Annotated in this window: 18 protein-coding genes; 4 read left to right on the top strand and 14 right to left on the bottom strand. The window is 75.5% G+C overall.

What is annotated here, in order from left to right; translation table 11 throughout:
* Positions 1-342: 342 nt before the first annotated feature.
* On the top strand, positions 343-795 hold the full coding sequence (locus tag ACYVO2_RS09090) for a MaoC family dehydratase (protein ID WP_461007254.1): 453 nt from the start codon (positions 343-345) through the stop codon (positions 793-795).
* Positions 796-834: 39 nt separating this feature from the next.
* Here ACYVO2_RS09090 and ACYVO2_RS09085 read toward each other — a convergent pair whose 3' ends face one another.
* From ACYVO2_RS09085 to ACYVO2_RS09065, 5 genes are all read right to left on the bottom strand, one after another.
* Positions 835-1,647, bottom strand: coding sequence for a TrmH family RNA methyltransferase (locus tag ACYVO2_RS09085; protein ID WP_461007125.1), 813 nt, complete (start codon positions 1,645-1,647; stop codon positions 835-837).
* 78 nt (positions 1,648-1,725) lie between these two features.
* Positions 1,726-2,967: a uroporphyrinogen-III C-methyltransferase gene (gene cobA / locus ACYVO2_RS09080; RefSeq protein WP_461007124.1), complete on the bottom strand. Its 1,242-nt coding sequence runs from the start codon at positions 2,965-2,967 to the stop codon at positions 1,726-1,728.
* Between the two features lie 338 nt (positions 2,968-3,305).
* Positions 3,306-7,085, bottom strand: coding sequence for a nicotinate-nucleotide--dimethylbenzimidazole phosphoribosyltransferase (gene cobT, locus ACYVO2_RS09075; protein ID WP_461007123.1), 3,780 nt, complete (start codon positions 7,083-7,085; stop codon positions 3,306-3,308).
* 431 nt (positions 7,086-7,516) lie between these two features.
* Complete coding sequence (cbiE, locus tag ACYVO2_RS09070; protein ID WP_461007122.1) at positions 7,517-8,734, bottom strand: precorrin-6y C5,15-methyltransferase (decarboxylating) subunit CbiE; 1,218 nt, start codon at positions 8,732-8,734, stop codon at positions 7,517-7,519.
* A gap of 159 nt (positions 8,735-8,893) precedes the next feature.
* The gene (locus ACYVO2_RS09065; protein WP_461007121.1) at positions 8,894-9,583 is read right to left on the bottom strand and encodes a GNAT family N-acetyltransferase; all 690 of its coding nucleotides are present in this window, start codon (positions 9,581-9,583) and stop codon (positions 8,894-8,896) included.
* Positions 9,584-9,803: 220 nt separating this feature from the next.
* On the opposite strand from ACYVO2_RS09065, the gene ACYVO2_RS09060 reads away from it, so the two are divergent.
* The gene (locus tag ACYVO2_RS09060) at positions 9,804-10,571 is read left to right on the top strand and encodes a class I SAM-dependent methyltransferase (RefSeq protein ID WP_461007120.1); all 768 of its coding nucleotides are present in this window, start codon (positions 9,804-9,806) and stop codon (positions 10,569-10,571) included.
* Between the two features lie 202 nt (positions 10,572-10,773).
* Here ACYVO2_RS09060 and ACYVO2_RS09055 read toward each other — a convergent pair whose 3' ends face one another.
* The 8 genes from ACYVO2_RS09055 to ACYVO2_RS09020 form a co-directional block, all read right to left on the bottom strand.
* On the bottom strand, positions 10,774-11,589 hold the full coding sequence (locus ACYVO2_RS09055; protein WP_461007119.1) for a MetQ/NlpA family ABC transporter substrate-binding protein: 816 nt from the start codon (positions 11,587-11,589) through the stop codon (positions 10,774-10,776).
* 63 nt (positions 11,590-11,652) lie between these two features.
* Positions 11,653-12,387 (bottom strand): methionine ABC transporter permease, encoded by a 735-nt coding sequence (locus ACYVO2_RS09050; RefSeq protein ID WP_461007118.1) that lies wholly within the window; start codon positions 12,385-12,387, stop codon positions 11,653-11,655.
* Positions 12,384-13,451 (bottom strand): methionine ABC transporter ATP-binding protein, encoded by a 1,068-nt coding sequence (locus ACYVO2_RS09045; RefSeq protein ID WP_461007117.1) that lies wholly within the window; start codon positions 13,449-13,451, stop codon positions 12,384-12,386. The genes ACYVO2_RS09050 and ACYVO2_RS09045 overlap by 4 nt, the downstream gene beginning before the upstream one ends.
* A gap of 721 nt (positions 13,452-14,172) precedes the next feature.
* Positions 14,173-14,844 (bottom strand): AIM24 family protein, encoded by a 672-nt coding sequence (locus ACYVO2_RS09040; RefSeq protein WP_461007116.1) that lies wholly within the window; start codon positions 14,842-14,844, stop codon positions 14,173-14,175.
* Positions 14,845-14,955: 111 nt separating this feature from the next.
* Positions 14,956-15,633 (bottom strand): HAD-IA family hydrolase, encoded by a 678-nt coding sequence (locus ACYVO2_RS09035; RefSeq protein ID WP_461007115.1) that lies wholly within the window; start codon positions 15,631-15,633, stop codon positions 14,956-14,958.
* 81 nt (positions 15,634-15,714) lie between these two features.
* Entirely contained in the window at positions 15,715-16,233 is a 519-nt protein-coding gene (locus tag ACYVO2_RS09030; protein WP_461007114.1) for a GNAT family N-acetyltransferase, read from the bottom strand.
* A 229-nt stretch (positions 16,234-16,462) separates the two neighbouring features.
* Positions 16,463-17,041, bottom strand: a complete 579-nt coding sequence (locus tag ACYVO2_RS09025; protein ID WP_461007113.1) for a sigma-70 RNA polymerase sigma factor region 4 domain-containing protein — start codon at positions 17,039-17,041, stop codon at positions 16,463-16,465.
* Positions 17,042-17,214: 173 nt separating this feature from the next.
* Positions 17,215-18,363: a glycerophosphodiester phosphodiesterase gene (locus tag ACYVO2_RS09020; protein ID WP_461007112.1), complete on the bottom strand. Its 1,149-nt coding sequence runs from the start codon at positions 18,361-18,363 to the stop codon at positions 17,215-17,217.
* Between the two features lie 342 nt (positions 18,364-18,705).
* Here ACYVO2_RS09020 and ACYVO2_RS09015 point away from each other — a divergent pair, with 342 nt between their 5' ends.
* The gene (locus ACYVO2_RS09015) at positions 18,706-19,374 is read left to right on the top strand and encodes a lysophospholipid acyltransferase family protein (RefSeq protein WP_461007111.1); all 669 of its coding nucleotides are present in this window, start codon (positions 18,706-18,708) and stop codon (positions 19,372-19,374) included.
* Between the two features lie 89 nt (positions 19,375-19,463).
* A complete protein-coding gene (locus ACYVO2_RS09010; protein WP_461007110.1) occupies positions 19,464-20,222 on the top strand; it encodes a DUF427 domain-containing protein in 759 nt (252 codons plus the stop codon).
* Positions 20,223-20,300: 78 nt separating this feature from the next.
* Here the strand turns inward: ACYVO2_RS09010 and argH are convergent, their stop codons facing one another.
* Complete coding sequence (gene argH / locus ACYVO2_RS09005; RefSeq protein WP_461007253.1) at positions 20,301-21,725, bottom strand: argininosuccinate lyase; 1,425 nt, start codon at positions 21,723-21,725, stop codon at positions 20,301-20,303.
* Positions 21,726-21,731: the final 6 nt, after the last annotated feature.

Genomic DNA, 21,731 nt, shown 5'->3' with positions numbered 1-21,731 from the left:
TTCGCGTTCCGGCGCGGCCGTCCGGTGCTGGTCGCCTCGCACGTGGTGCCGGCGACGCCGGGGGCGGAGTACCGGTGGCGGATCGCGCGGGGCGCGGTGGTGCGGGAGCAGCGCCCGGAGCGCGGCTCGCCGGGCGCGGCGCGGTTGACGGCGTACGTGCCGCTGGCCGACGGCACGTTCGAGGAGCTCGACGCGGCGGACTCCTGACCGCCTCCCGGCAGCTTCCCTGCCGCCTCCCGGTGGACTCCCGGCCGTGCGGGACGCGGGTCCCCTGGTGCCGGGGCCGGACCCGCGAGTAGGTTTCCCATCGGTAACGTGCCCCGACCCACGCCGGAGACCGCCATGCGCATCTTCAACGGACTGGACGAGCTCGCCCGCGCCAAGGGAGAGACGTTCGGGCCGACCGAATGGCACACCGTCACGCAGGAGCAGGTGGACGGCTTCGCGGAGGCCACCGGTGACCACCAGTGGATCCATGTGGACCCGGAGCGGGCCGCCGGGGGGCCGTTCGGCGGCACCATCGCGCACGGGTACCTGACGCTGTCCCTGATCCCCCGCTTCTCCGAGCAACTGCTCCGGGTGGACGGGATCAGCATGGGCGTCAACTACGGCACCAACAAGGTCCGCTTCCCGGCCCCCGTCCGGGTGGGCTCCCGGGTGCGCGACGTGGCGGAGCTGGTGGAGGTGCGGGACGTGCCGCAGGGCAAGCAGGCGGTCGTGCGGCACACCGTGGAGATCGAGGGCAGCGCCAAGCCCGCGTGCGTGGCGGAGACGGTGGTGCTGCTGGTGCCCTGAGCACCGGCTCACGCCGGGGGCGCGCGGCCGGGCGCGGCCTCAGGCGCCGCCGTGCGCCACCGCGTAGAAGGCGACGGCCGCCGCGGCGCCCACGTTCAGCGAGTCCACGTCGTGCGCCATGGGGATGCGCACCCACTCGTCGGCGGCGACCAGGGCGCGGGTGCTCAGGCCCTCGCCCTCGGCGCCCAGCATCAGGGCGCAGCGCCGGTAGCGGTGCGGGGCGGCCTGGTCGATGGGGGCGGCCTTCTCGCTGGGGGTGAGCGCGAGCAGGGTGAACCCGGCGTCGCGCACCGTCTCCAGTTCGCGCGGCCAGTCCTCCAGGCGGGCGTAGGGGACGGCGAACACCGCGCCCATGGAGACCTTCACCGAGCGGCGGTACAGCGGGTCGGCGCAGTTCGGGGAGAGCAGCACCGCGTCCATGCCGAGGGCGGCGGCGCTGCGGAAGATCGCGCCCAGGTTGGTGTGGTCGTTCACGCCCTCCAGGACGACGACGCGCCGGGCGTCCACCAGCAGCTCGGCGGCGGCCGGCAGGGGCCGGCGGCGCATGGACGCCAGTGCGCCGCGGTGCACGTGGTAGCCGGTGACCTGCTCGGCGACCTCGGGGGTGACCGCGTACACCGGGGCGGGGACCTCGTCGATGACGTCCCGCATGACGTCCACCCACTTGGCCGAGAGCAGCATCGACCGCATCTGGTACCCGGCGATCCTGGCGCGTCTGATCACCTTCTCGCCCTCGGCGATGAACAGGCCCTCAGCGGGTTCGCGGCGGCGCCGCAGCTCCACGTCGGTCAGCCGGGTGTAGTCGCCAAGGCGCGGGTCGTCCGGGTCATCGATCTCAATCAACTCGGCCACGCCGCCCATCCTGCCGTGCCCCACCGCCACTGCCAATGCCGGGATACCCGCCGGTAGCGATCGCCGCGTCGGGCCCGGTCAGGGCCCGACGGCGACCACGTCGCCCACGACCACCACCGCGGGCGGCCGCACCCCGTGCTCGGCGACGGCGTCCGCGACGGTGGCCAGGGTGGCGTCCACGCGGCGCTGGCCGGCGGTGGTGCCCTCCTGCACCACGGCCACCGGGGTGTCCGCGGGGCGGCCGTGCTCCACCAGGGCGGCGGCGATGGCGCCGATCCGCTCCACCGCCATCAGCAGCACCAGGGTGCCGCGCAGTCGGGCCAGCGCCGCCCAGTCCACCAGCGAGCGGGGGTCGCCGGGCGCGACGTGTCCCGAGACGACGGTGAACTCGTGGGCGACGCCGCGGTGGGTGACCGGGACGCCGGCGGCGCCGGGGACGCTGACGGCGCTGGTCACACCGGGCACCACGGTGCACGGCACGCCCGCCTCGGCGCAGGCCAGGGCCTCCTCCATGCCCCGGCCGAAGACGAACGGGTCGCCGCCCTTGTACCGAACCACGAACTTCCCGGCCTTGGCGTGCTCGATCAGCGCCTGGTTGATGGCCTCCTGCGCCATCGCCCGCCCGTACGGGATCTTGGAGGCGTCGACGACCTCGACGCCGGGGGGCAGCTCCTCGAGCAGCTCGCGGGGGGCGAGCCGGTCGGCGATGACGACGTCGGCCTCGGCGAGCAGCCTGCGGCCGCGCACCGTGATCAGGTCGGGGTCGCCGGGGCCGCCGCCGACGAGGGCCACGCCCGGGGGGCGGACGCGGTGGTGGCGGGCGGCGATGGTGCCGTCGCGCAGGCCCTCGACGACGGCGTCGCGCACGGCGGCGGAGCGGCGCGGGTCGCGGCCGGTGAGCACGGCGACGGTGACGCCCTCGCTGCGCCCGGTGGCCGGGGTCCAGGCGGTGGCCGCGTCCGCGTCGTCGCTGCGCACGCACCACACGCGCTCCCGCTCGGCCTCGGCGGAGGCGGCGGCGTTGGCCTCGGGGTCGTCGGTGGCGATCAGCGCGTACCAGGCGTCGGCGAGGTCGCCGGGGCGGTAGCGGCGCCGCTCCCAGGCCAGTTCGCCCGCGTCCGCCATGGCCTCGACGGCGGCCGTCGCGGACGGCGAGACCAGGAGCACGTCGGCGCCCGCGGCGAGCAGCCCGGGCAGGCGGCGCTGGGCGACCTGGCCGCCGCCGAGCACGACGACCCGGCGGCCGGACAGGCGCAGCCCGACCGGGTAGGCGGGCGGCTCACCGGACGGGGGCGGGGACCCTGCGGGGCGTTCGGGCATGGTGGTGCTCCTTGCCTGGTGGACGGGCGGGTGAGGGTTTCCTGCGCGGCCGCGGGCGGGCCGGTGCGGCCCGGTCCGCCGGCACCCGGGCCCCCGCCCAGCCCGACGTCGCTGGGCTCGCCCTGGGGTGGTGGGTGGGGCGACGGGCGGGCGGGTGGGGCGACGGGCGGGCGGGTGGGGCGACGGGCGGGCGGCTCGCCGTCCGAGTCGGTGTGGCGGCGCCGGCAACCGTGTGACGTCGCTGTCGAACGTCAACGGTAGGCAACGCCGGGGCCCCGCGCGCACGGGGCCCCGGGAAATGGCCGGTCGCGGTCCCTTTCGGGCCGCTTCCGAGCGGTTTACGACTTCTCGGTGACCCCGGCCGAGTCGAACGTGGCGACCTCGTGCATGGCGCGGGCCGCGCTCTGCACCACGGGCAGGGCCAGCAGGGCGCCCGTGCCCTCGCCGAGGCGCAGGTCGAGGTCTATCAGCGGACGCAGGCCCAGCTTGGTCAGGGCCGCGACATGGCCGGGCTCGGCGCTGCGGTGCCCGGCGATGCAGGCCGCCAGCACCTCGGGCGCGACGGCCCGGGCCACCAGGGCCGCGGCGCCGGCGCTGACGCCGTCCAGGATCACCGGGGTGCGCAGCGAGGCCGCGCCCAGCATCAGGCCCACCATGGCGGCGTGCTCCAGGCCGCCGACCGCGGCGAGCACCCCGATGGGGTCGGCCGGGTCCGGCTGGTGCAGCTCCAGGGCGCGGCGCACCACCTCGATCTTGCGGGAGTGCGTCTCGTCGTTGGCGCCGGTGCCGCGCCCGGTCACCTCGGCCGGGTCGGCGCCGGTGTAGACGGCGATGAGCGCGGCCGACACCGTGGTGTTGGCGATGCCCATCTCGCCGGTGAGCAGCGCCTTGTTCCCGGCCGCCACCAGGTCGCGGGCGGTCTCCACGCCGACCTCGATCGCGCGCAGCGCCTCGTCGCGGGTCATGGCGGGCTCGACGGTGATGTCCGCGGTGCCCGCCCTGACCTTGCGCGGCAGCAGCCCGGCGACGGTCGGCAGGTCGGCGGCGACACCGACGTCCACCACGCACACCTCGGCGCCGACCTGGGTGGCGAACGCGTTGACGACCGCGCCGCCGCCGAGGAAGTTCAGCACCATCTGGGCGGTGACCTCCTGCGCCCAGGCGGTGACGCCCTGGGCGTGCACGCCGTGGTCGCCGGCGAACACCGCGACCGCGGCGGGCTCGGGGATCGGCGGGGGGCACTGCCGGGACAGGCCGCACAACTGCGCGGAGATGATCTCCAGCATGCCGAGCGCGCCGGACGGCTTGGTCATCCGCTTCTGCCGCTCCCACGCCTCGCCGAGCGCCTTGGCGTCCAGCGGGCGGATGCCGCGCAGCGTCTCGTCGAGCAGGCTGCGCGGGGCCTCGCCGGGCAGGGCGCGGCGGCCGTACTCCTCCTCGTGCACCACCCACGACAGCGGGCGGCGCTTGGACCAGCCCGCCTGCATCAGCTCGGGCTCCTCGGGGAACTCGTCGACGTACCCGACGCACAGGTACGCCACGACCTCCAGGTGCTCGGGCAGGCCGAGCTCGCGCACCATCTCGCGCTCGTCGAAGAAGCTGACCCAGCCGACGCCCAGGCCCTCGGCGCGGGCGGCGAGCCACAGGTTCTCCACGGCCAGCGCCGAGGAGTACGGCGCCATCTGCGGCTGGGTGTGCCTGCCGAGGGTGTGGCGCCCGCCGCGGGTGGGGTCGGCGGTGACCACGATGTTGACGGGCGTGTCGAGGATGGCCTCGATCTTCAGTTCCTTGAACTGCTTGGCCCGGCCCTTGGGCAGCGACGCCTCGTACTCGGCGCGCTGGCGCGCGGCCAGCTCGTGCATCTTCTGCCGGGTCTCAGGCGAGCGGATCACCACGAAGTCCCAGGGCTGCGAGTGGCCGACGCTGGGCGCGGTGTGCGCGGCCTCCAGGACGCGCAGCAGCACCTCGTGCGGGATCGGGTCCTGGCGGAAGCCGTTGCGGATGTCCCGGCGCTCCCGGATGACGCGGTGCACGGCCTCGCGCACCTCCGGGTCGTAGCCCTGTGCGGGCGGGCCCTTGGGCTCCTGGGGCTCCTCGGCGTCCTCGGCCTGCTCCTGCGCCGCCGCGGGCTGCTCCTGGACGGGCTCCTCGGCGGGCCCTTCCTGCGCGGGCTGCTGCTCCGCCACCGGCGGCTCCGGGGCGGGCTGCTCCGCCACCGGCGGCTCGGGCGCGGGCTGCTCGGGCGCGGGCTGCTCGGACGCGGGCTGCTCCTGCGCCGCCTGCTCCGGCGCGGGCTGCGGCTCGGGAGCGGCCGCGGCGGGCTCCGGCTGGGGCCGGGCGGCTTCGGGCTGCTCGGGCTCGGGCTGCTCGGGGGCAGCGGCGGCCGGCTCCGCGGGGGCGGGCTCCGGCTCGGGGACGGCGGCGGCCTGCGGCTGGGGCTGCGGCTCGACCTCGGCCTCGACGGCGGGCTGGGGCGGTGCGGGGGCCTCGGCGGACGTTTCCGGCTCCTGGTGCTCTGCCGTCACGGGCTGGCCTGCTGACGGTTCTTCGACGGACGGCTGCCCCTCGGGGGACGGGCCGGGGACGGGCTGCCCGGGCGCCGCCTGCTCCACCGCGGCCTGCTCCACCGCGGGCTGCTCCACCGGGGCCTGCCCGGCGGGCGCCGCCTCGGCGGCCGGGGCCGCGAGGGCCTCGGGGTCGTGGTCGGCGAGGAAGGAGTCCGTCCGGGACGAAGGCGGCTGGACGGCCGCCGGCGCCGGGACCTGCTCCGCGGCGGGCGCGGGCACCGGCTCGGGGGCGGGCGGCACCGGCACGGCACCGGCGGCGGGCACGGGCTGCTCGGGGGCGGGCTGCTCGGCCTGCTCGGGCGCGGGGGCGGGCTGCTCCGGCTCGGTGGGCGGCGCCTGCGCCGGCTGCTCCTGGGCGGCGGGCACCTCGGCGGGCACCTCGTCCACCGCCGCGGGCTGCTCCGGCTGCACCGGTGCCTCGGCGGGCGCGGCAGCGGGCGCGGCCTGCTCGGGAGCGACCGCCTCGGCGACGGCCTGCTCCGGGGCGGCGGCCTCGGGGGCGGCGGCCTCGGGCGCGGCCTGCTCCGGCGCGGCCTGCTCCGGCGCGGGCTGCTCCGCGGGCACGGCAGGCTCCACGGGCTGGGCCGCCCCGGCCTGGACCTGCTCCGCCGCCTGGACCTGCTCCGCGGGTGGCGCCTGCTCCACCAACGGCGCCTGCTCCGCGGGCTGGGCCGGCTCGGCCTGGACCTGCGCCACCGGAACCGCGACCTCAACCGGAATCGCGGCCTCCGCCGGCGGAGCGGGCTCCACCTGCTGGACGGGCTCCGCCTGCTGGACCTCCACCGGCGCCACGGCCTCCGCCGGCGGCACCGGCTCCGTCTGCTGAACCGGTTCCTCCGGTTGGACCTGCACCGGAGCCGGCTCGGGCGCGGGTGCCTGCGGGGCGGGGGGCGGCGGAGCCTGGCGGCCCGTCACCGTGCCCTGCTGGGCGGGGATCGGCACGACCCGCACCGGCTCGGCCCTGGACTGCGGCGGCACCTGCGCGGAAGCCGGGACGGCGTACTCGGCCGCCGGGGGCGCCGCGTGCTGCGGACCGCGGTCGGCGAGCGAGCGCACGGAGACGGTGGTGGTCGCCGGGCCCTCGCCCGGCGCCGGGCCGCCGCCGCCGCGCAGCGGACGCCTGGGCGGCTGCGGCTGCGCGGCGGCGGGCTCGGCCACCGGGGCCTGCGGGACCGCCTGGTGCGGGACGTGGACCGCGGGCTGCTCGTACCCGGCGGGCTCGGGCACCACGGGCCCGGGCGCGTGCGGCATGGGCCCCATGGGGGCGGCCTCGTGCGGCAGTACGGCCTCGGGTGCGGGCGCCACCGGCGGCGGGGTGTGGGTGCGCAGCGGGACGGACTCCGTCCAGGAGCCCTGCGGGCCCGGCATGAGCAGCAGGTCGTCGTCCTCGTCCGTCACCGCGGTCTGGTCGAGGTACGCGTAGGGGGAGGCGGGGGGCTCGGCTCCCCAGCCGGTTGCCACGGAGTCGGGCTGCTCGTCGATACGCGCTCCCGCGTCGCCGCCCGCGCTCTCCGGCATCGCTCCGTCCGGGACGTGGCCGGTGTCAGTCATGCGTACCCCTCGCCCATCCGTTCTACTCCCTCCAACCCCCGTGCACCGGCGGCGCACGTCCGTGGCGCGATCAGCGGCACGCCGCCCTATGGAAGAACGATCGCGCACGGCAACCGGCACGACCGGCCCGGCGACGTACCGCATTCTCGCGGCGGGACAGGGGCGGTGGCCAACCGCGCACCGCCGGCGGCGACACCGACCGCGCGCCGCCGGCGCCGGTGTCGATCGCGCCGCCGGCACCGTGTCGATCGCGCCGCCGGCGCGGTGCCGACCGCGCCACCCGCTCGCCTCCGCTCCCGCGGAGCGGAGAGCTCACGGAACCACCCGCATCACGCCACAACGGTCTGCCAGCCTACCCGGCCACCCGGGACCGCGTTCGCCAGCCTGATCGAACCCCGTCCGGATTCCCGGGGCGACGCCGCCCGCCGCGGTCAGTCGCGTTCGCCGCAGACCGCGAACGACGCGGCGGCGCCCGCCCGTTCGCCGCTGGGCAGCACCCGGGCGGACTGGAGCAGCTCGGTCTCGACGACGTACCCGGCGCTCTCCAGCACCCCGCGCAGCCCGGCGGCCTCCTCCTGGGTGGCGGCCAGCGCGACGATGCGCTCCGGCCTGCGGGACGCGCACGCGGCCACGACCGGCGCTCCCCCGGCGCCGACGCGCACCACGTCGGGCTCGGGCAGGTCCTCCAGCGCCTGCGGCGCGCGGCCGTGCACCACCTGCACCTGCACGCCGTGGCGGCGGGCGTTGCCGTCGATGCGGCCGCAGGCGGCCTCGTCGCGTTCGACGGCGATGACGGCGGCGCCGAACCTGGCCGACTCCACCGCGACCGCGCCGCTGCCCGCGCCGACGTCCCACAGCAGGTCGCCCGCGCGCGGGCCGAGCCTGGCCAGCACCAGGGCCCGCTCCAGGGAGCCGCCGCCCGCCCCGGGGCCGCGCCGGTCCGGCACGCCGTAGTGCTCGTCGTGCCACGCCCAGCCGCGCGGCCCGGGGAAGTCGGTGGACTGCCCGGCCAGCCAGCCGCCGGTCGCCGAGCCGGTCTGCGGCACGTTGCCGCCGATGACGATGGCCACGTTGGGGTCGCGCCAGATGTGGTCGGCGACCTTGTCGGAGGTGAGCACGGACACCTCCTCCCGCTCGGTGCCCAGCGCCTCGCAGATGACGAAGGTGCGGTGCACTCCGTCGAGGAGCAGGGCCAGTTCGGTGGGGCCGGCGCCGGGGGCGGTGAGGACCGCGACCTTGTGGTGGGCGCGGCAGACGTTGACGGCGCGGCGCAGGGTGCGCTGGTGGGCGACGACGACCTTGGCGTCGTCCCAGGGCATCCCGGCGCGGGCGAAGGCGGCGGCGACGGAGGACACGGCGGGCACGACCTCCACCTCGAGGCCGTACTCGGGGCGGCGCAGCGCGCGGACGACGCCGAAGAACCCCGGGTCGCCGTCGGCGAGCACCACGGCGGCGCCCCGGTGCTCGGCGATCCTGCGGGCGGCGAGCGGCAGGCTGCCGACGAGGACGCGCTCCGCGGCGGGGGGTATGCCGGGCAGGGCGAGGTGGTGGCGGGCTCCGGCCACGAGGGTGGCGGCGCCGAGCGCGGAGCGGGCCGCGGCGGACAGCGGGGAGCCGTCCCACCCGATCACTGTGACCCGGTCGGCCATGTCGCTTCGCTTCTCCCCTGGTCCTGGTCCTGGTCCTGGCGTCAGGTGCGGGCGGCCGGGCCCGGATGGGTCACCCGGGGGCCGCCCCGGGAGACTACCGGGAGCGCGCCGGGGTCCGCGCGGGTGCCTCCCCGGCCGAGGGCGGGCGGGCCCGCCGGGTCACGGCCATTCGCCGCCGGTGGCGCAGCCGACGGACGCGCCGGTCCTGGTGACGCCCTCCAGGTCCTCCGGGAGCAGGCTCCAGACGATGAGGTCGGTGCGCGGCCCCGAGCAGGCGCGGCGCAGGCCGGGCCCGGAGGCGCCCGACGCGCCGTCCTCCCCGGCCGGGCCGTCCGCGGACTCCTGCCCGCGCAGCGGCCAGGCGCTGCGCAGCACGCCCTCGCTGATGCAGCCGATCTTCTGGGCGACCTGCTGGGAGGCGGTGTTGCCCGCGGCGGTGCGCAGTTCGAGGCGCTCGAACCCCTGCTCCTCGAACAGCCAGTGCGCGACGGCGAGGACGGCCTCGGGGGCGTAGCCCTCGCCGCGCGCCCAGGACGCGGTGACGTAGGAGACCTCGGTGTTGCGGCACCGCCAGTCGGTGTGGCTGAGGTGCACGGTGCCGACCAGGCGGCCGGTGAGGTGCTCGGCCACGGCGAACACGATGCCCCTGCCCTCCGTGCGTTCCGCCGGTGCGCCTCTGGTGACCCAGTCGCGGGCGTGCGCCTCGGTGTAGGGGGCGGGGACGCTCGTCCAGGCGCGCACCAGTTCGTCGTTCATCATGTCCACGAGCGCGGGGACGTCCTCCTCCTCGAACGGGCGCAGCACGATGCGTTCGGTGCTGAGGGAGGTCTCCGGGAACGTGGCAGCCATCGCTTCTCTCCTTGCCGGGTTCGTGGCACCGGTGGTCCGGGCCGGGCGTCCCTCATGCAGCATGCAGCATTGGCCAGCGCGTGCGCAGCGCAGGGGTTGCGCGAAAGTGACGCGCACTCTGCCACGGACGGGCGGAAAATCCACCTTCGGGCGACGTGAGGTTGACGTAGTCGCCTGACGTTTCCGCTGTGTCCATCCGATCCTGCTACCGTCAGCGCGCGTGACGGTCCACCAGGCAGCAAGCGTCGGTTACCAGCGGGCCGCGGGCGAGTACGAGCGGTCCCGTCCCTCCTACCCCATGTCCGTGCTGGCCGAGCTCACGCGGGCGCTGGGACTCGAACAGGGCCGCACGGTGGTGGACATCGGCGCGGGAACGGGCAAGTTCACCAGGCTGCTGGCGCTGACGGGGGCGCGCGTGGTGGCGGTGGAGCCGGTGGCGGCGATGCGCGAGAGCCTGGCGGAGCTGCTGCCGCAGGTGGCGGTCACGGACGGCACGGCGGAGCGCACGGGCCTGCCGGACGCGTCGGTGGACGCGGTGGTGGCGGCGCAGTCGTGGCACTGGTTCCGGCAGGACGCGGCGCTGGACGAGGTGGAGCGGATCCTGCGGCCCGGCGGGGCGCTGGCCCTGGTGTGGAACACCTACGACACGTCCGTGCCGTGGGTGCGCGACTTCGAGGCGATCTACTCGCGGCGGGCGCCCAGCGGGCTGCCGAGCCACCAGGACGGGCGGTGGCGCCGGGCGCTCCAGGGACGGCCGGGCTGGTCGGCGGTGCAGGAGCGGCACCTGCCCAACCCGCACACCATGACGCGGGAGGGCGTGGTGGAGCGGATGCTGTCCTCCAGCCACATCGCGGCGCTGGACGCGCGGGAGCGGGACGCGGTGCGGGCCGAGGTGGAGGCGGTGCTGTCCCGGCACGAGGCCACGCGGGGCCGGGAGCGGGTGGAGCTGCCGTACACGACGGACGTGTACTGGACGCGGCGGGACTGAGCACGGCGGGGCTGGGCGCGGCGGGGACCGGGCGGGGCGGGCCGCGGCGCCCGAGCCGCGCGGGACGGGCCGGGCCGGCCGCCGCGCGGGGCCGCGGTTCCGCGGCGGGTGCGGTTCCGCGGCCGTGCGCGACGTCGGCCGGTTGCGGGGGTGGGCCCGGGCCGCGGGGCCGGCCGGTGGGGGGCCGGGGGTGCGGGGTCGGTCAGAAGGCGGGGACGACGGCGCCCTCGTACTCGTCCTCGATGAACTTCTTCACCTCGGGGGACTGGAGCAGCTCGGCCAGCTTCTTCACCTGCGGGTCGGACTCGTCGCCCTTCTTCACCGCGAGGAAGTTCGCGTACGGGTTGCCCTTGGCCCGCTCGGCGGCCAGCGCGTCCTTCGCCGGGTTGAGGTCGGCCTCCAGGGCGTAGTTGCCGTTGACCACGGAGGCGTCGGTGTCCTCCAGGGAGCGCGGCAGCAGGGCCGCCTCCAGCTCCTTGAACTTGAGCTTCCTGGGGTTGGCGGTGATGTCCTTGGGGGTCGCGGCCTGGCCGACGCCCTCCTTCAGGGTGAGCAGCCCGTTGTCGGCGAGCAGGGCGAGGGCGCGGCCCTCGTTGGTGGCGTCGTTGGGCAGGGCGATGGTCGCGCCGTCCTCGAGGTCCTTCAGCGAGTCGACCTTCTTGGAGTACAGCGCGAGCGGCTCCACGTGCACGTCGGCCACGGGGACGATCGTGGTGCCCTGCTTGGCGTTGAAGTCGTCGAGGAAGGGGCGGTGCTGGAAGAAGTTGGCGTCCACGTCGCCGTCCTGGGTGGCCCGGTTGGGCTGGTTGTAGTCGGTGAACTCCTTCACCTCCAGCTTCAGCCCTTCCTTGTCCGCGAGGTTGTCCTTGATGTACTTCAGGATCTCCCCGTGCGGGGTGGGGGTGGCGGCGACGACCAGGGCGCCGTCCTCGCCGGAGTCGGAGCCGCAGGCGGACAGGGAGAGCGCGAGGGCGCCCGCGGCGAGTCCGGTGACGGTGGCGGTGATGACGTTGCGCACGAAAAGTGCCTTTCGTTCGTTGTGGTGCAGATGACCGGTGGTCCCCGGGCGGGGGCCGGTCGGTCAGGAGGTCTTGGGTTCCGCGGTGCGCGGGGGCCTGGGGCGCAGCAGACGCAGCCTGGGCCGGACGGCGGTGGCCCGGCCGCGGTGGCTCAGCGCCCGCGCGGCGAGGTCCCCGGCGAGCTGGACGAGGGTGACCAGGACGACGAGGAGCACGATCGTGGCGTTCATCAGGTCTTCCTCGAACCGCTGGTAGCCGTAGCGGATGGCCACGTCGCCCAGGCCCTCGGCGCCGACCGCGCCGGCCATCGCGGAGTAGCCGATGAGCGCGATGACGGTGGTGGTCAGGCCGGAGACCACCGAGGGCAGGGACTCGGGGAGCAGCACCTTGCGGACCACGGTCCAGGTGCCGCCGCCCATGGACTGCACGGCTTCCACGAGACCGTGGTCCACCTCGCGCACGGCGGTCTCCACCAGCCGGGCGAAGAAGGGGATGGCGCCGACGGCGAGCGGCACGATGGCGGCGTCGGTGCCGATGCTGGTGCCGACGATCGAGCGGGTGAACGGCATCAGCCAGACCATCAGGATGATGAACGGCAATGAGCGGCCGATGTTGACGACCACGCCGATGACCTTGTTCACCACGGTGTTCTGGAGCAGGCCGCCGCGGTCGGTGAGCACGAGCAGCACCCCGAGCGGCAGTCCGCCCGCCACGGCGATCAGCGCGGAGACGCCGACCATGTAGAGGGTGTCGTAACAGCCGTCGGTGAGCAGGGGGCGCATCTCGTCCCAGGTCACTTGGCGGTCTCCTTCACGGCGGCGGTCGCGGCCGGGGCGGCGGCGGTCGGGGCGGCGGACAGGGTCGCGGAGGGGCGTTCGGGTTCGGCCACGTCCACCGTCAGGCCCTGCTCGCGCAGGTAGCCGATGGGGACGACGTTGTCCTCGAAGCGGCCGGGCAGCTCGATGCGCATCCGGCCGACCTGGAGGCCGCCGATGGTCTCGACGGCGGCGCCGAGGATGGAGACGTCCACGTTGTAGGAGCGGGCGAGCTGCGAGATGACGGGCCTGGCGGTGGTGTCGCCGTGGAAGGTGAGGTCGATCACGGTGCGGTCCTCGGAGGAGGGCACGCCGCCGACGGGGAACAGCTCCCGGGCCAGCTCGGAGCCGGGGGTGGCGAGCAGCTCCGCGACGGTGCCGGACTCCACGACGCGCCCGCCCTCCATCAGCGCCGCCGAGTCGCACACGGCCTTGATGACGTCCATCTCGTGGGTGATGAGCAGGACGGTCAGGCCCAGGCGCCGGTTGAGGTCGCGCAGGAGCTGGAGGATGGAGCGGGTGGTCTCCGGGTCCAGGGCGGAGGTGGCCTCGTCGGAGAGCAGCACCTTCGGGTCGCCGGCGAGCGCGCGGGCGATGCCGACGCGCTGCTTCTGGCCGCCGGAGAGCTGGGCGGGGTAGGCCCTGGCCTTGTCGGCGAGGCCGACGAGGTCGAGCAGCTCCATGGCCTTGCGGGTGCGCTCGGCGCCGCTGACGCCGAGGATCTCCAGCGGCAGCTCCACGTTGCCGCGCACGGTCCTGGAGGACAGCAGGTTGAAGTGCTGGAAGACCATGCCGATGCGGCTGCGGGCCGCCCGCAGGTCGCGGTTGCCGAGCGCGGTCAGCTCCTGGCCGTCCACGGTCACGGTGCCCGAGGTGGGGCGCTCCAGGAGGTTGACGCAGCGGATGAGGGTGCTCTTGCCGGCGCCGCTTCGGCCGACGACGCCGAAGACCTCGCCCTCGCGCACATGGAGGTCCACCCCGTCGAGCGCGACGACGTCGCGCCCTCGCGAGCGGTAGACCTTCTTCAGGTCGGCGGTGGTGATCACGAGTAGTCCATCACTGTCGAGTGCGCGGCGCGGATCACCGCACACGTGGGCACATCACTGCGTTTCACTGGGGATCGGGGCATGTCGGCGCAACGTCGGCCCCGGTGGCGGGGCGGCGGCAGGGGGTGCGGTCAGCGGCGGGCGCCGGGCGGCTGCGGGAGGTGCGCCAGGCGGCAGCGGCGGATGGCCGCGGGGATCATGGGCTGCATGGACTGCATGGACTCACTACCGTGACGTTGCGTGCCGGGGACGGGCGTCGGCGCTCGCCGTGGGGCGTGGCGCGACGGTCTCGCTTCGGGGCGCGAGGCTGGAGCAGGGGCCCTCAGCGGTCACACATTCGGCACATCGGACACGTACGACACATGCCGTGGACACCGGGCGTCTTCGCCTCGGTCGCACAGGTGCATGTCGTCGTCGCGGTCATGACCCCTAGTAAACCAGACAGGTGATCCAGTCCCAAAAAGCGGCACGTACTGTCCGGATGGCGGACGGAGGGCTTGGGGGGACCGGGTTGCGCCGGGTTCGGGGTGAGGGGACGGGGAGCCCGGCCGGGGGCGGGCCCGGGGCGCGGGGGGTTTGCGGGGGGTGCGGTGAGGGTCGGCGGGGGTGCGGTCGTCGCCGGCCGGGCGCGGGCGGCGGAACGCGGCGGCCGGGCGCCGGGAGTGCTCCCGCCGCCCGGCCGGTGCCGGACTCGCGCCGCCCCGCCGTCGCGGGGCGGGTCTCAGGTGCCGGGGGTCGGCTTGGCCTCGCTCGGCTGGACGATGACGAAACCCTCGCCCTGGAGCGCGAGCTGGTACACCTCGCCGGAGCCGCCCCTGAGCATCGACTTCACGCTCTGCGAGCGGCGGATGGAGGTGTGCAACTGGCTGGACCAGCCCACCACGGCGTCGGTGTCCACGTACACCGGGTTGTCGTGCGTGACGGGGATGATGATCGGTGAGCCGTCGCAGGTCAGCCCGATCCGGCCCTGCCCGGCGAACACGCAGTTGAACAGGCCGCCGCCGGTCATCCCGGCGCCGCTCACCATCTTGATCTCGTAGGACAGGGTGGGGTCGAAGCACAGCACGTTGCGGCCGTTGATGGTCAGCGAGTCGTGCGGCTCCAGATCCACCACGAAGCAGTTCTCCGCCCGGTTGGCGAACCACACCTCGCCCTGGCCGCGCACCGCCATCAGCGCGAGCCCCTCGCCGGTGACGGCGCGCTTGAGGAAGTTGCCGACGCCCTGCGCCTTCACCTCGAACTGGAGGTTGCCGCGGTAGGCGACCATGGCGCCCTGCCGGGCGTGGCACTCCCCGTTGACGACGTACTTGATCGCCTTGGAGTGCTGCAAGGTCATCCCGGGCGCGGTGGGGGCCTGGGCCTGGTACTCGGTCTTGAACAGGTCGCTGCGCACGAAGCGATCGTAGGGGTGGCCGGGTGGGAGTGACAGGGGTGGTCCCCGGCGCGCCGCGCGTTTCCGGCCGCGCCGGGCCGCGCGAGCCCGCACGGCCCGCCCCCGGCCGGCTCAGCCGCCCAGGGCCAGCCGCACTCCCCCGGCGCCGGGCAGCGCTCGCACCTGGTGCAGCCCGTCGAGCACCGCGTCCGCCGCCAGCTCCTCGCGGCGGTGGGTGGTGACGACGGCGACGCCGGTCATCCCGGCCGCGCGGGCGGCGGCGAGCCCGACGGGGGCGTCCTCGAAGACCACGCAGCGTCCCGGCGCGACCCCGAGCTTCCCCGCGGCCAGCAGGAACGGCTCCGGGTCCGGCTTGCCCCGGGTGACGTCGTCCGCGGCCACGATCAGCGGCGGGTGGATGCCCACCGCGGCCAGCCGCCGCTCCGCCAGGGCCCGGGTCGCCGAGGTGACGACGGCCCAGCGGTCCGCGGGAAGGGAGGCGACCAGCTCGGCGGCGCCGGGCAGCGCCCGCACCCCTTCGGTGTCGGCGAGCTCCAGCTCCTCGATGCGGCGCACCGCCTCCGGCACCCGGGAGGCCGGCAGCAGGTCGGCGACGATCTCGGCGGCCGGCCGGCCGTGCAGCTCCACCGCGGCGAAACGCTCGGGGGTGACCCGGTACTCCTCGGCCCAGCGGGTCCAACAGCGGGCGACAGCGCCCAGCGAGTCGATGAGGGTGCCGTCGTTGTCGAACAGGACGCCTTCACAGAGAAGGTCGTCGAACGTGTGTCCTTCGGCCGGAAGAGTGTGCATGATCGGTCAGCCTACGTCGATGACCCCGCCGCGGGGCGGCGGGGTCATCGACGGGAGCTGCCGCCGCGCGGCCGCGCTCGGTCAGGCGCTGGCCGCCAGGGCGGTGCCGGCCGCCCCGGCCGCGAAAACCGGCTTCTCGAGCGTGATGACGTCGAGGCTGCGGCTGATCCGGTCGGTGCCGACGGTCTCGTAGCCGAACCGCCGGTACAGGCGCAGATTGCCTTCACTGCGGTGACCGGTGCTCAGCCGGTAGCGCTTGACCTGCGCCTCCTCGGCGAGACGGGCCTCGATGGCGCGCAGCAGCCGCCCGCCGAGGCCGTGCCGCTGCATCCGGGGGTGGACGATCAGCTTGCCGATGGCGGCGGAGCCGTCCTCCTCCACGGTGCCGCGCACCGAGCCGACGACCTCGCTGCCCAGCCGTGCCACCAGCACGCGGGCCGAGGCGAGCTCGGCGCGCAGCTCGTCGAGGGTCTGGGTGAGCGGCTCGATGCTGTAGTCGCCGTACAGCTCGGCCTCGCTCTGGAAGCACAGATACTGGAGTTTGAGGATCGATTCGGCGTCGCCGTCGGCCGCCGGAGAGATGGTCACGCTCATGCCCATGTGCGCAGGCCTCCCTGAGTCCGTCCGGGCAGTGAGGATGAGGGTTGCCTGCCCGGAACGTGTGCCCTGACCGGATCCGACACGGTTGGCGCCGGTCCGTGGCGCTGATCTTCGCACAGCAGTCCGACGAGGTGGAGCCCGACGCACAGCGCCGGACCCCGCACCCGCAGGACATCGTCGGCAGCGCCGTCATCGGGTGTTTACCGGGGATTACCCAGCTCACCCGAGATCAACCCCGCGACACCAGCATTCTGCGCAGGCAGGCCAGGCAGCGCGAGCGCACGGGCCCGATGCTGCCCTGTGAGATTCCCAACTCCGCCGCCAGCTCCCGGTACGTGGGCACGGGCCGGCCGAGCAGCGCGGCCAGCAGGCGGGGGCAGCGGCCGGGCAGGCGGGGCAGGGCGCGGCGCAGGTCCCAGGCCCGCTCGTCGGGCGCGGGCGGGAGCGCGGAGGCGGGCGGGGGGAGCGCGGGGGTGGGCACCGGGGCGGAGCGGCGGGCGTCCGCGGCCCGCCGCGCCTCCTGCCGGGCGACACGGCGCAGCCACGGCACCGGGCGCTGCGGGCCGCCGCCGGCGGCGAGGTGTTCGAGCATGCGCAGCCAGACGGTCTGCTCCAGGTCGTCCCGCTCGTCCGGCCCGTGCGGGCGGGCGTCCGGCGGGAGCGCGGCCAGCTCGGCGAGCAGCGCGCGGCGCAGCCGGGCCAGCGCCGCCGGGCTGCCGAGCGCGGCGGCGAGCAGCACGGCGGAGTCCTCGTCCGACGGGTCGTCACGGCGGGGCCCGGCGGCGGAGTCGGGGCCAGGGGTCGTCACACGGGGACCGACGGCGCCGGGGGCGGCGCGGTCACGGGCCGGCGTGCGCCGTCACCCGGACGGGGCAGGCGTGCGGCGCGCCGCACCGCACGCCCCCCGCGGGGGGGCGGCTCACGGGGGCGCGCGGCGGGGTGCCGGGCCGGGGCGGGCGCCCCGCCCCGGCGCGGGGGTGGTCAGGCCAGGTCGTCGCGGGCCAGCAGGGCGGTGTCGGGGTGGTCGGAGAAGACACCGTCGATGCCGAGGCCGTAGTACAGCCGGTACGCGGCGAAGACGTCGCCGAAGGCGTTGCCGTCGGTGCCGCGGCGGAAGTCCGCGGGGAGGAACTGGTTCTCGTTGCGCAGGGTGTACGGGTGGACGAGCAGGCCGGCGCGGTGGGCGTCGCGGACCAGGGTGGTCGGCTCGCCCAGACGGCCGGTCGCCGGGTCGGTGGGCACCAGCAGCGCGGTGGTGGGCCCGATGCCGGAGGCGTACCGGGCGGTCCACGCCAGGCCCTCGGGCGTGACCAGGTCGGCGACGGTGCGCGGGTCGCCGGCCTCCTGGAAGTCCCAGGGCCGGGAGCTCGCCGAGGACAGCAACTGCACCAGCGGGTTGCCGACCAGGCGGGAGAGCCGCTGGAGGCTGCCGGGCTCGAAGGACTGGAGGAAGACCGGCGCGTTCCGGCCCGCCTTGCCGTGGCGGCGCAGCAGCTTCGCCAGCGGCTCCTCCAGGCCCAGGCCCAGCTTGCGGAAGTAGGTGGGGTGCTTGGTCTCGACGTGGAGCCACACCGGGCGGCCCGAGGCGGTGCGGCGGTTCCTGGCCCAGCGCAGCACCTCCTCGAAGGTGGGCACCTCCCAGCGCCCGTCGTAGAGGGTGTTGTTCCTGCGGACGGCGGGGATGCGCTCCTTGGCGCGCAGGGTCTTCAGCTCGGCGAGGGTGAAGTCCTCGGTGAACCAGCCGGTGTAGCGGACGCCGTCGACGGTCTTGGTGGTCCTCCGGTCCGCGAACTCGGGGTGGTCGGCGACGTCGGTGGTGCCGGTGATGTCGTTCTCGTGACGGCACACCAGGTGGCCGTCCTTGGTGGGCACCAGGTCCTGCTCGATGACGTCCGCGCCCATGTCGAGGGCGAGCTGGTAGGCGCCGAGGGTGTGCTCGGGACGGTAGCCGCTGGCGCCGCGGTGGGCGATGACGGCGGGCCGGGGCAGCCCGCCCCCGGCCCCGGCGGCCGCCGCGCCGTCCTCGGCCGCGGCCCGGTCCGGCAGCCCGAGCACGGCGCCGCCCGCGCCGAGCGCCCCCGCGCCGAGGACCGCTCTGCGGCCCACTCCCCGCCTTCCGCCCTGCGTCATGAGCACTCCCGGTGTGGTTCGTGTGTTACGGACCTGACAAGGTCCCGCGCATCGTAGAGCCGCCCCGGTGTCCCGTGGCCGTCCTGCGCGGGAACTCCCCCCGAACACCGGCCGACACCACCGGCCGACACGACCGACCGACGCAGGCCGCGCCCGCCGGCGCCGGGCCGCCTGCGGGCGCGGGCGCCGCCCGGTCCTGTTCGCCCCGCTCGGCAAATATCCGGTAAAACATGGTTTCAAGGTCGTCAAGCACGCGAACCCGGCGAGGCGGACAGCGGCCGGCGCAAGTATCGTCGGCCTTCGACGCGGTGTCCGCCGCGCCGTCGCACCACGGAGGGCTCGTTGTTCCAGACCTTGGCCAAGGCACTGCTCGGCACGCTGCTGCGCGTGCTGTTCCGTCCCCGGGTGGAGGGGGCCGGGAACATCCCGGCGCAGGGCCCGGTGATCCTGGCGGGCAACCATCTGGCCTTCACCGACTCGCTGTTCATGGGCATGGCGGTCAAGCGGCCGGTGTACTTCATCGGCAAGGCGGAGTACGTCACCGGGCGCGGTCTGCGCGGCCGGCTGAAGGCCGCGTTCTTCCGCGGGCTCGGCATGATCCCGGTGGAGCGCGACGGCGCGCACGGCGGGGTCGCCGCCCTGGAGACCGGGCGGCGCGTGCTGGAGCGCGGCGACGTGTTCGGCATCCACCCGGAGGGCACCCGCTCCCCCGACGGCCGCCTGTACCGGGGCCGCACCGGGCTGGCCCGGCTGGCGCTGACCACCGGCGCGGTGGTGGTGCCGTGCGCCCTGATCGACACCGACCGGGTGCAGCCGCCCGGCGCCCGGCTGCCGCGGCCGCGCCGGGTCGGCGTCCGCTTCGGCGCTCCGCTGGACTTCTCCCGGTACGAGGGCATGGAGCGGGACCGCTATGTGCTGCGCGCCGTCACCGACGAGGTGATGCACCAGGTGATGCTGCTGTCCGGGCAGGAGTACGTGGACATGTACGCCACCAAGGCGAAGGCGGCCTGAGCCGCCCCCTCGGCGCCCGCCGGCGCGGCGGGTGGGCGCCGGGCGGGTGAGAGGGAAATGCCGCGGCGGTCGCCCGTCGTTGACCGGGCATGAGCGAATCCACAGCGAACGTCGCCACCCGGACCCCGGTGCGCCTGGAGCGGGGCGCCAAGCGGGTGCGTGTCTACCTGGGCGGCCATCTGGTGGCCGACTCCACCCGGCCGGTCCTGGTGTGGGAGAACCCGCACTACCCGGCCTACTACCTGCCCCTCGCCGACGTCCACACGGAGCTGCTCACCCCCACCGACCGCACCAGGCGCTCGCCCAGCCGCGGTGAGGGGCGGCTGTTCGACGTCGCGGTGCCGGGGAAGAGCGCCGTGGACGCGGCGTGCGTCTACGAGGACTCCCCGGTGGAGGAGCTGCGGGACCTGGTGCGCCTGGAGTGGGCGGCCATGGACTCCTGGTTCGAGGAGGACGAGGAGGTGTTCACCCACCCGCGCAGCCCGTACACCAGGATCGACGTGCTGGCCTCCTCCCGGCACGTCCGGGTGGAGCTGGACGGGGTGGTGCTCGCCGAGTCGCGGGCGCCGCGGGTGCTGTTCGAGACGGGGCTGCCGCCGCGCTTCTACCTGGCGCAGACGGATGTGCGCCTGGACCTGCTGGAGCCCAGCGACACCGTCACGCACTGCCCGTACAAGGGCCGGGCGCGGCACCTGTCGGCCCGGGTCGGGGACCGGGTGGTGCGGGACATCGCCTGGAGCTACCCCTCCCCGCTGCCGGAGAGCTCCGGGATCACCGGTCTGGTCTGCTTCTACGACGACCGGGCGGAGGTGTACGTGGACGGCGAGCGCCAGGGCCGCCGCCGCTGAACGCGCCGGTCCCGGGGGCGGGCCGCCGCCCCCGGGAACCGCGGGTGCCCGGGCCGGGGCGCCGCCCGGCCCGCCGCGCTACCGCTTCGCCTCGGCCCAGGCCCGCTGCGCCGCCAGGTCCTGCCTGACCTCGGCGAGCTGCTCGGCGACCCGCACCGGGGCGGTGCCGCCGCGGCCGTCGCGGGAGGCGAGCGCGCCGGGCACATTGAGCACCGAGCGCACCTCGGGCGTCAGGTGCGGGGAGATCCGCGCGAACTGCTCGTCGGTGAGCTGGTCGAGCTCGATGCCGTGCGCCTCGCACTCCTTGACGCACGCGCCGGCGACCTCGTGCGCCACCCGGAACGGCACGCCCTGCTTGACCAGCCACTCGGCCACGTCGGTGGCGAGGGAGAACCCGGCGGGCGCCAGCTCCTCCATGCGCTCCCGGTTGACGGTGAGCGTGGCCACCATCCCGGTGAACGCGGGCAGCAGCACCTCCAGGGTGTCGCAGGAGTCGAAGACGGGCTCCTTGTCCTCCTGGAGGTCCCGGTTGTAGGCCAGCGGCAGCGCCTTGAGGGTGGCCAGCAGCCCGGTCAGGTTGCCGATCAGCCGCCCGGCCTTGCCGCGTGCCAGCTCGGCGATGTCGGGGTTCTTCTTCTGCGGCATGATCGACGAGCCGGTGGAGAACGCGTCGTGCAGGGTGACGAAGGAGAACTCCTTGGTCGCCCAGAGGATGATCTCCTCGGCGATGCGGGAGACGTCCACGCCGATCATCGCGGTGACGAACGCGAACTCGGCGACGAAGTCGCGCGAGGCCGTGCCGTCGATGGAGTTCGCCACCGAGCCGCGCTCGAAGCCGAGGTCCTCGGCGACGGCCCGCGGGTCGAGGCCGAGCGAGGAGCCGGCCAGCGCCCCCGAGCCGTACGGCGAGACGGCGGTGCGCTCGTCCCACTGGCGCAGCCGCTCCGCGTCCCGGCCCAGCGCTTGGGCGTGGGCGAGCACATGGTGCGCGAACAGCACCGGCTGGGCGTGCTGGAGGTGGGTGCGGCCGGGCATGGCCACGTCCGGGTGGGCCTCGGCGAGCCCCACCAGGGCCTCCCCGAGGTCGGTCAGCAGCCCGCCGATGATCCTGGCGTGGTCGCGCAGGTACATCCGGAACAGGGTGGCGACCTGGTCGTTGCGCGACCGCCCGGCCCGCAGCTTGCCCCCGAGGTCGGGGCCGATCCGCTCCAGCAGGCCCCGCTCCAGGGCGGTGTGCACGTCCTCGTCGGCGACGGTGGCGGTGAACGAGCCGTCGGCGACGTCGCGCTCCAGGTGGTCCAGCCCGGCCAGCATCCGCACCAGCTCGTCGTCGTCGAGCAGCCCGGCGCGGTGCAGCACCCGGGCGTGGGCGCGGGAGCCGGCGATGTCGTAGGGGGCGAGCCGCCAGTCGAAGTGCACCGAGGCGGAGAGCCGCACCAGCGCCTCGGCCGGTCCGTCGGCGAAGCGGCCGCCCCACAGGCGGACCTGGTCGTCGCTGTTCATCCCGTT

The sequence above is a fragment of the Streptomyces capparidis genome, from assembly GCF_054782095.1.
Note: the sequence above shows the minus strand (reverse complement) of the source record. Positions and strands in the feature narration are given on the sequence as shown.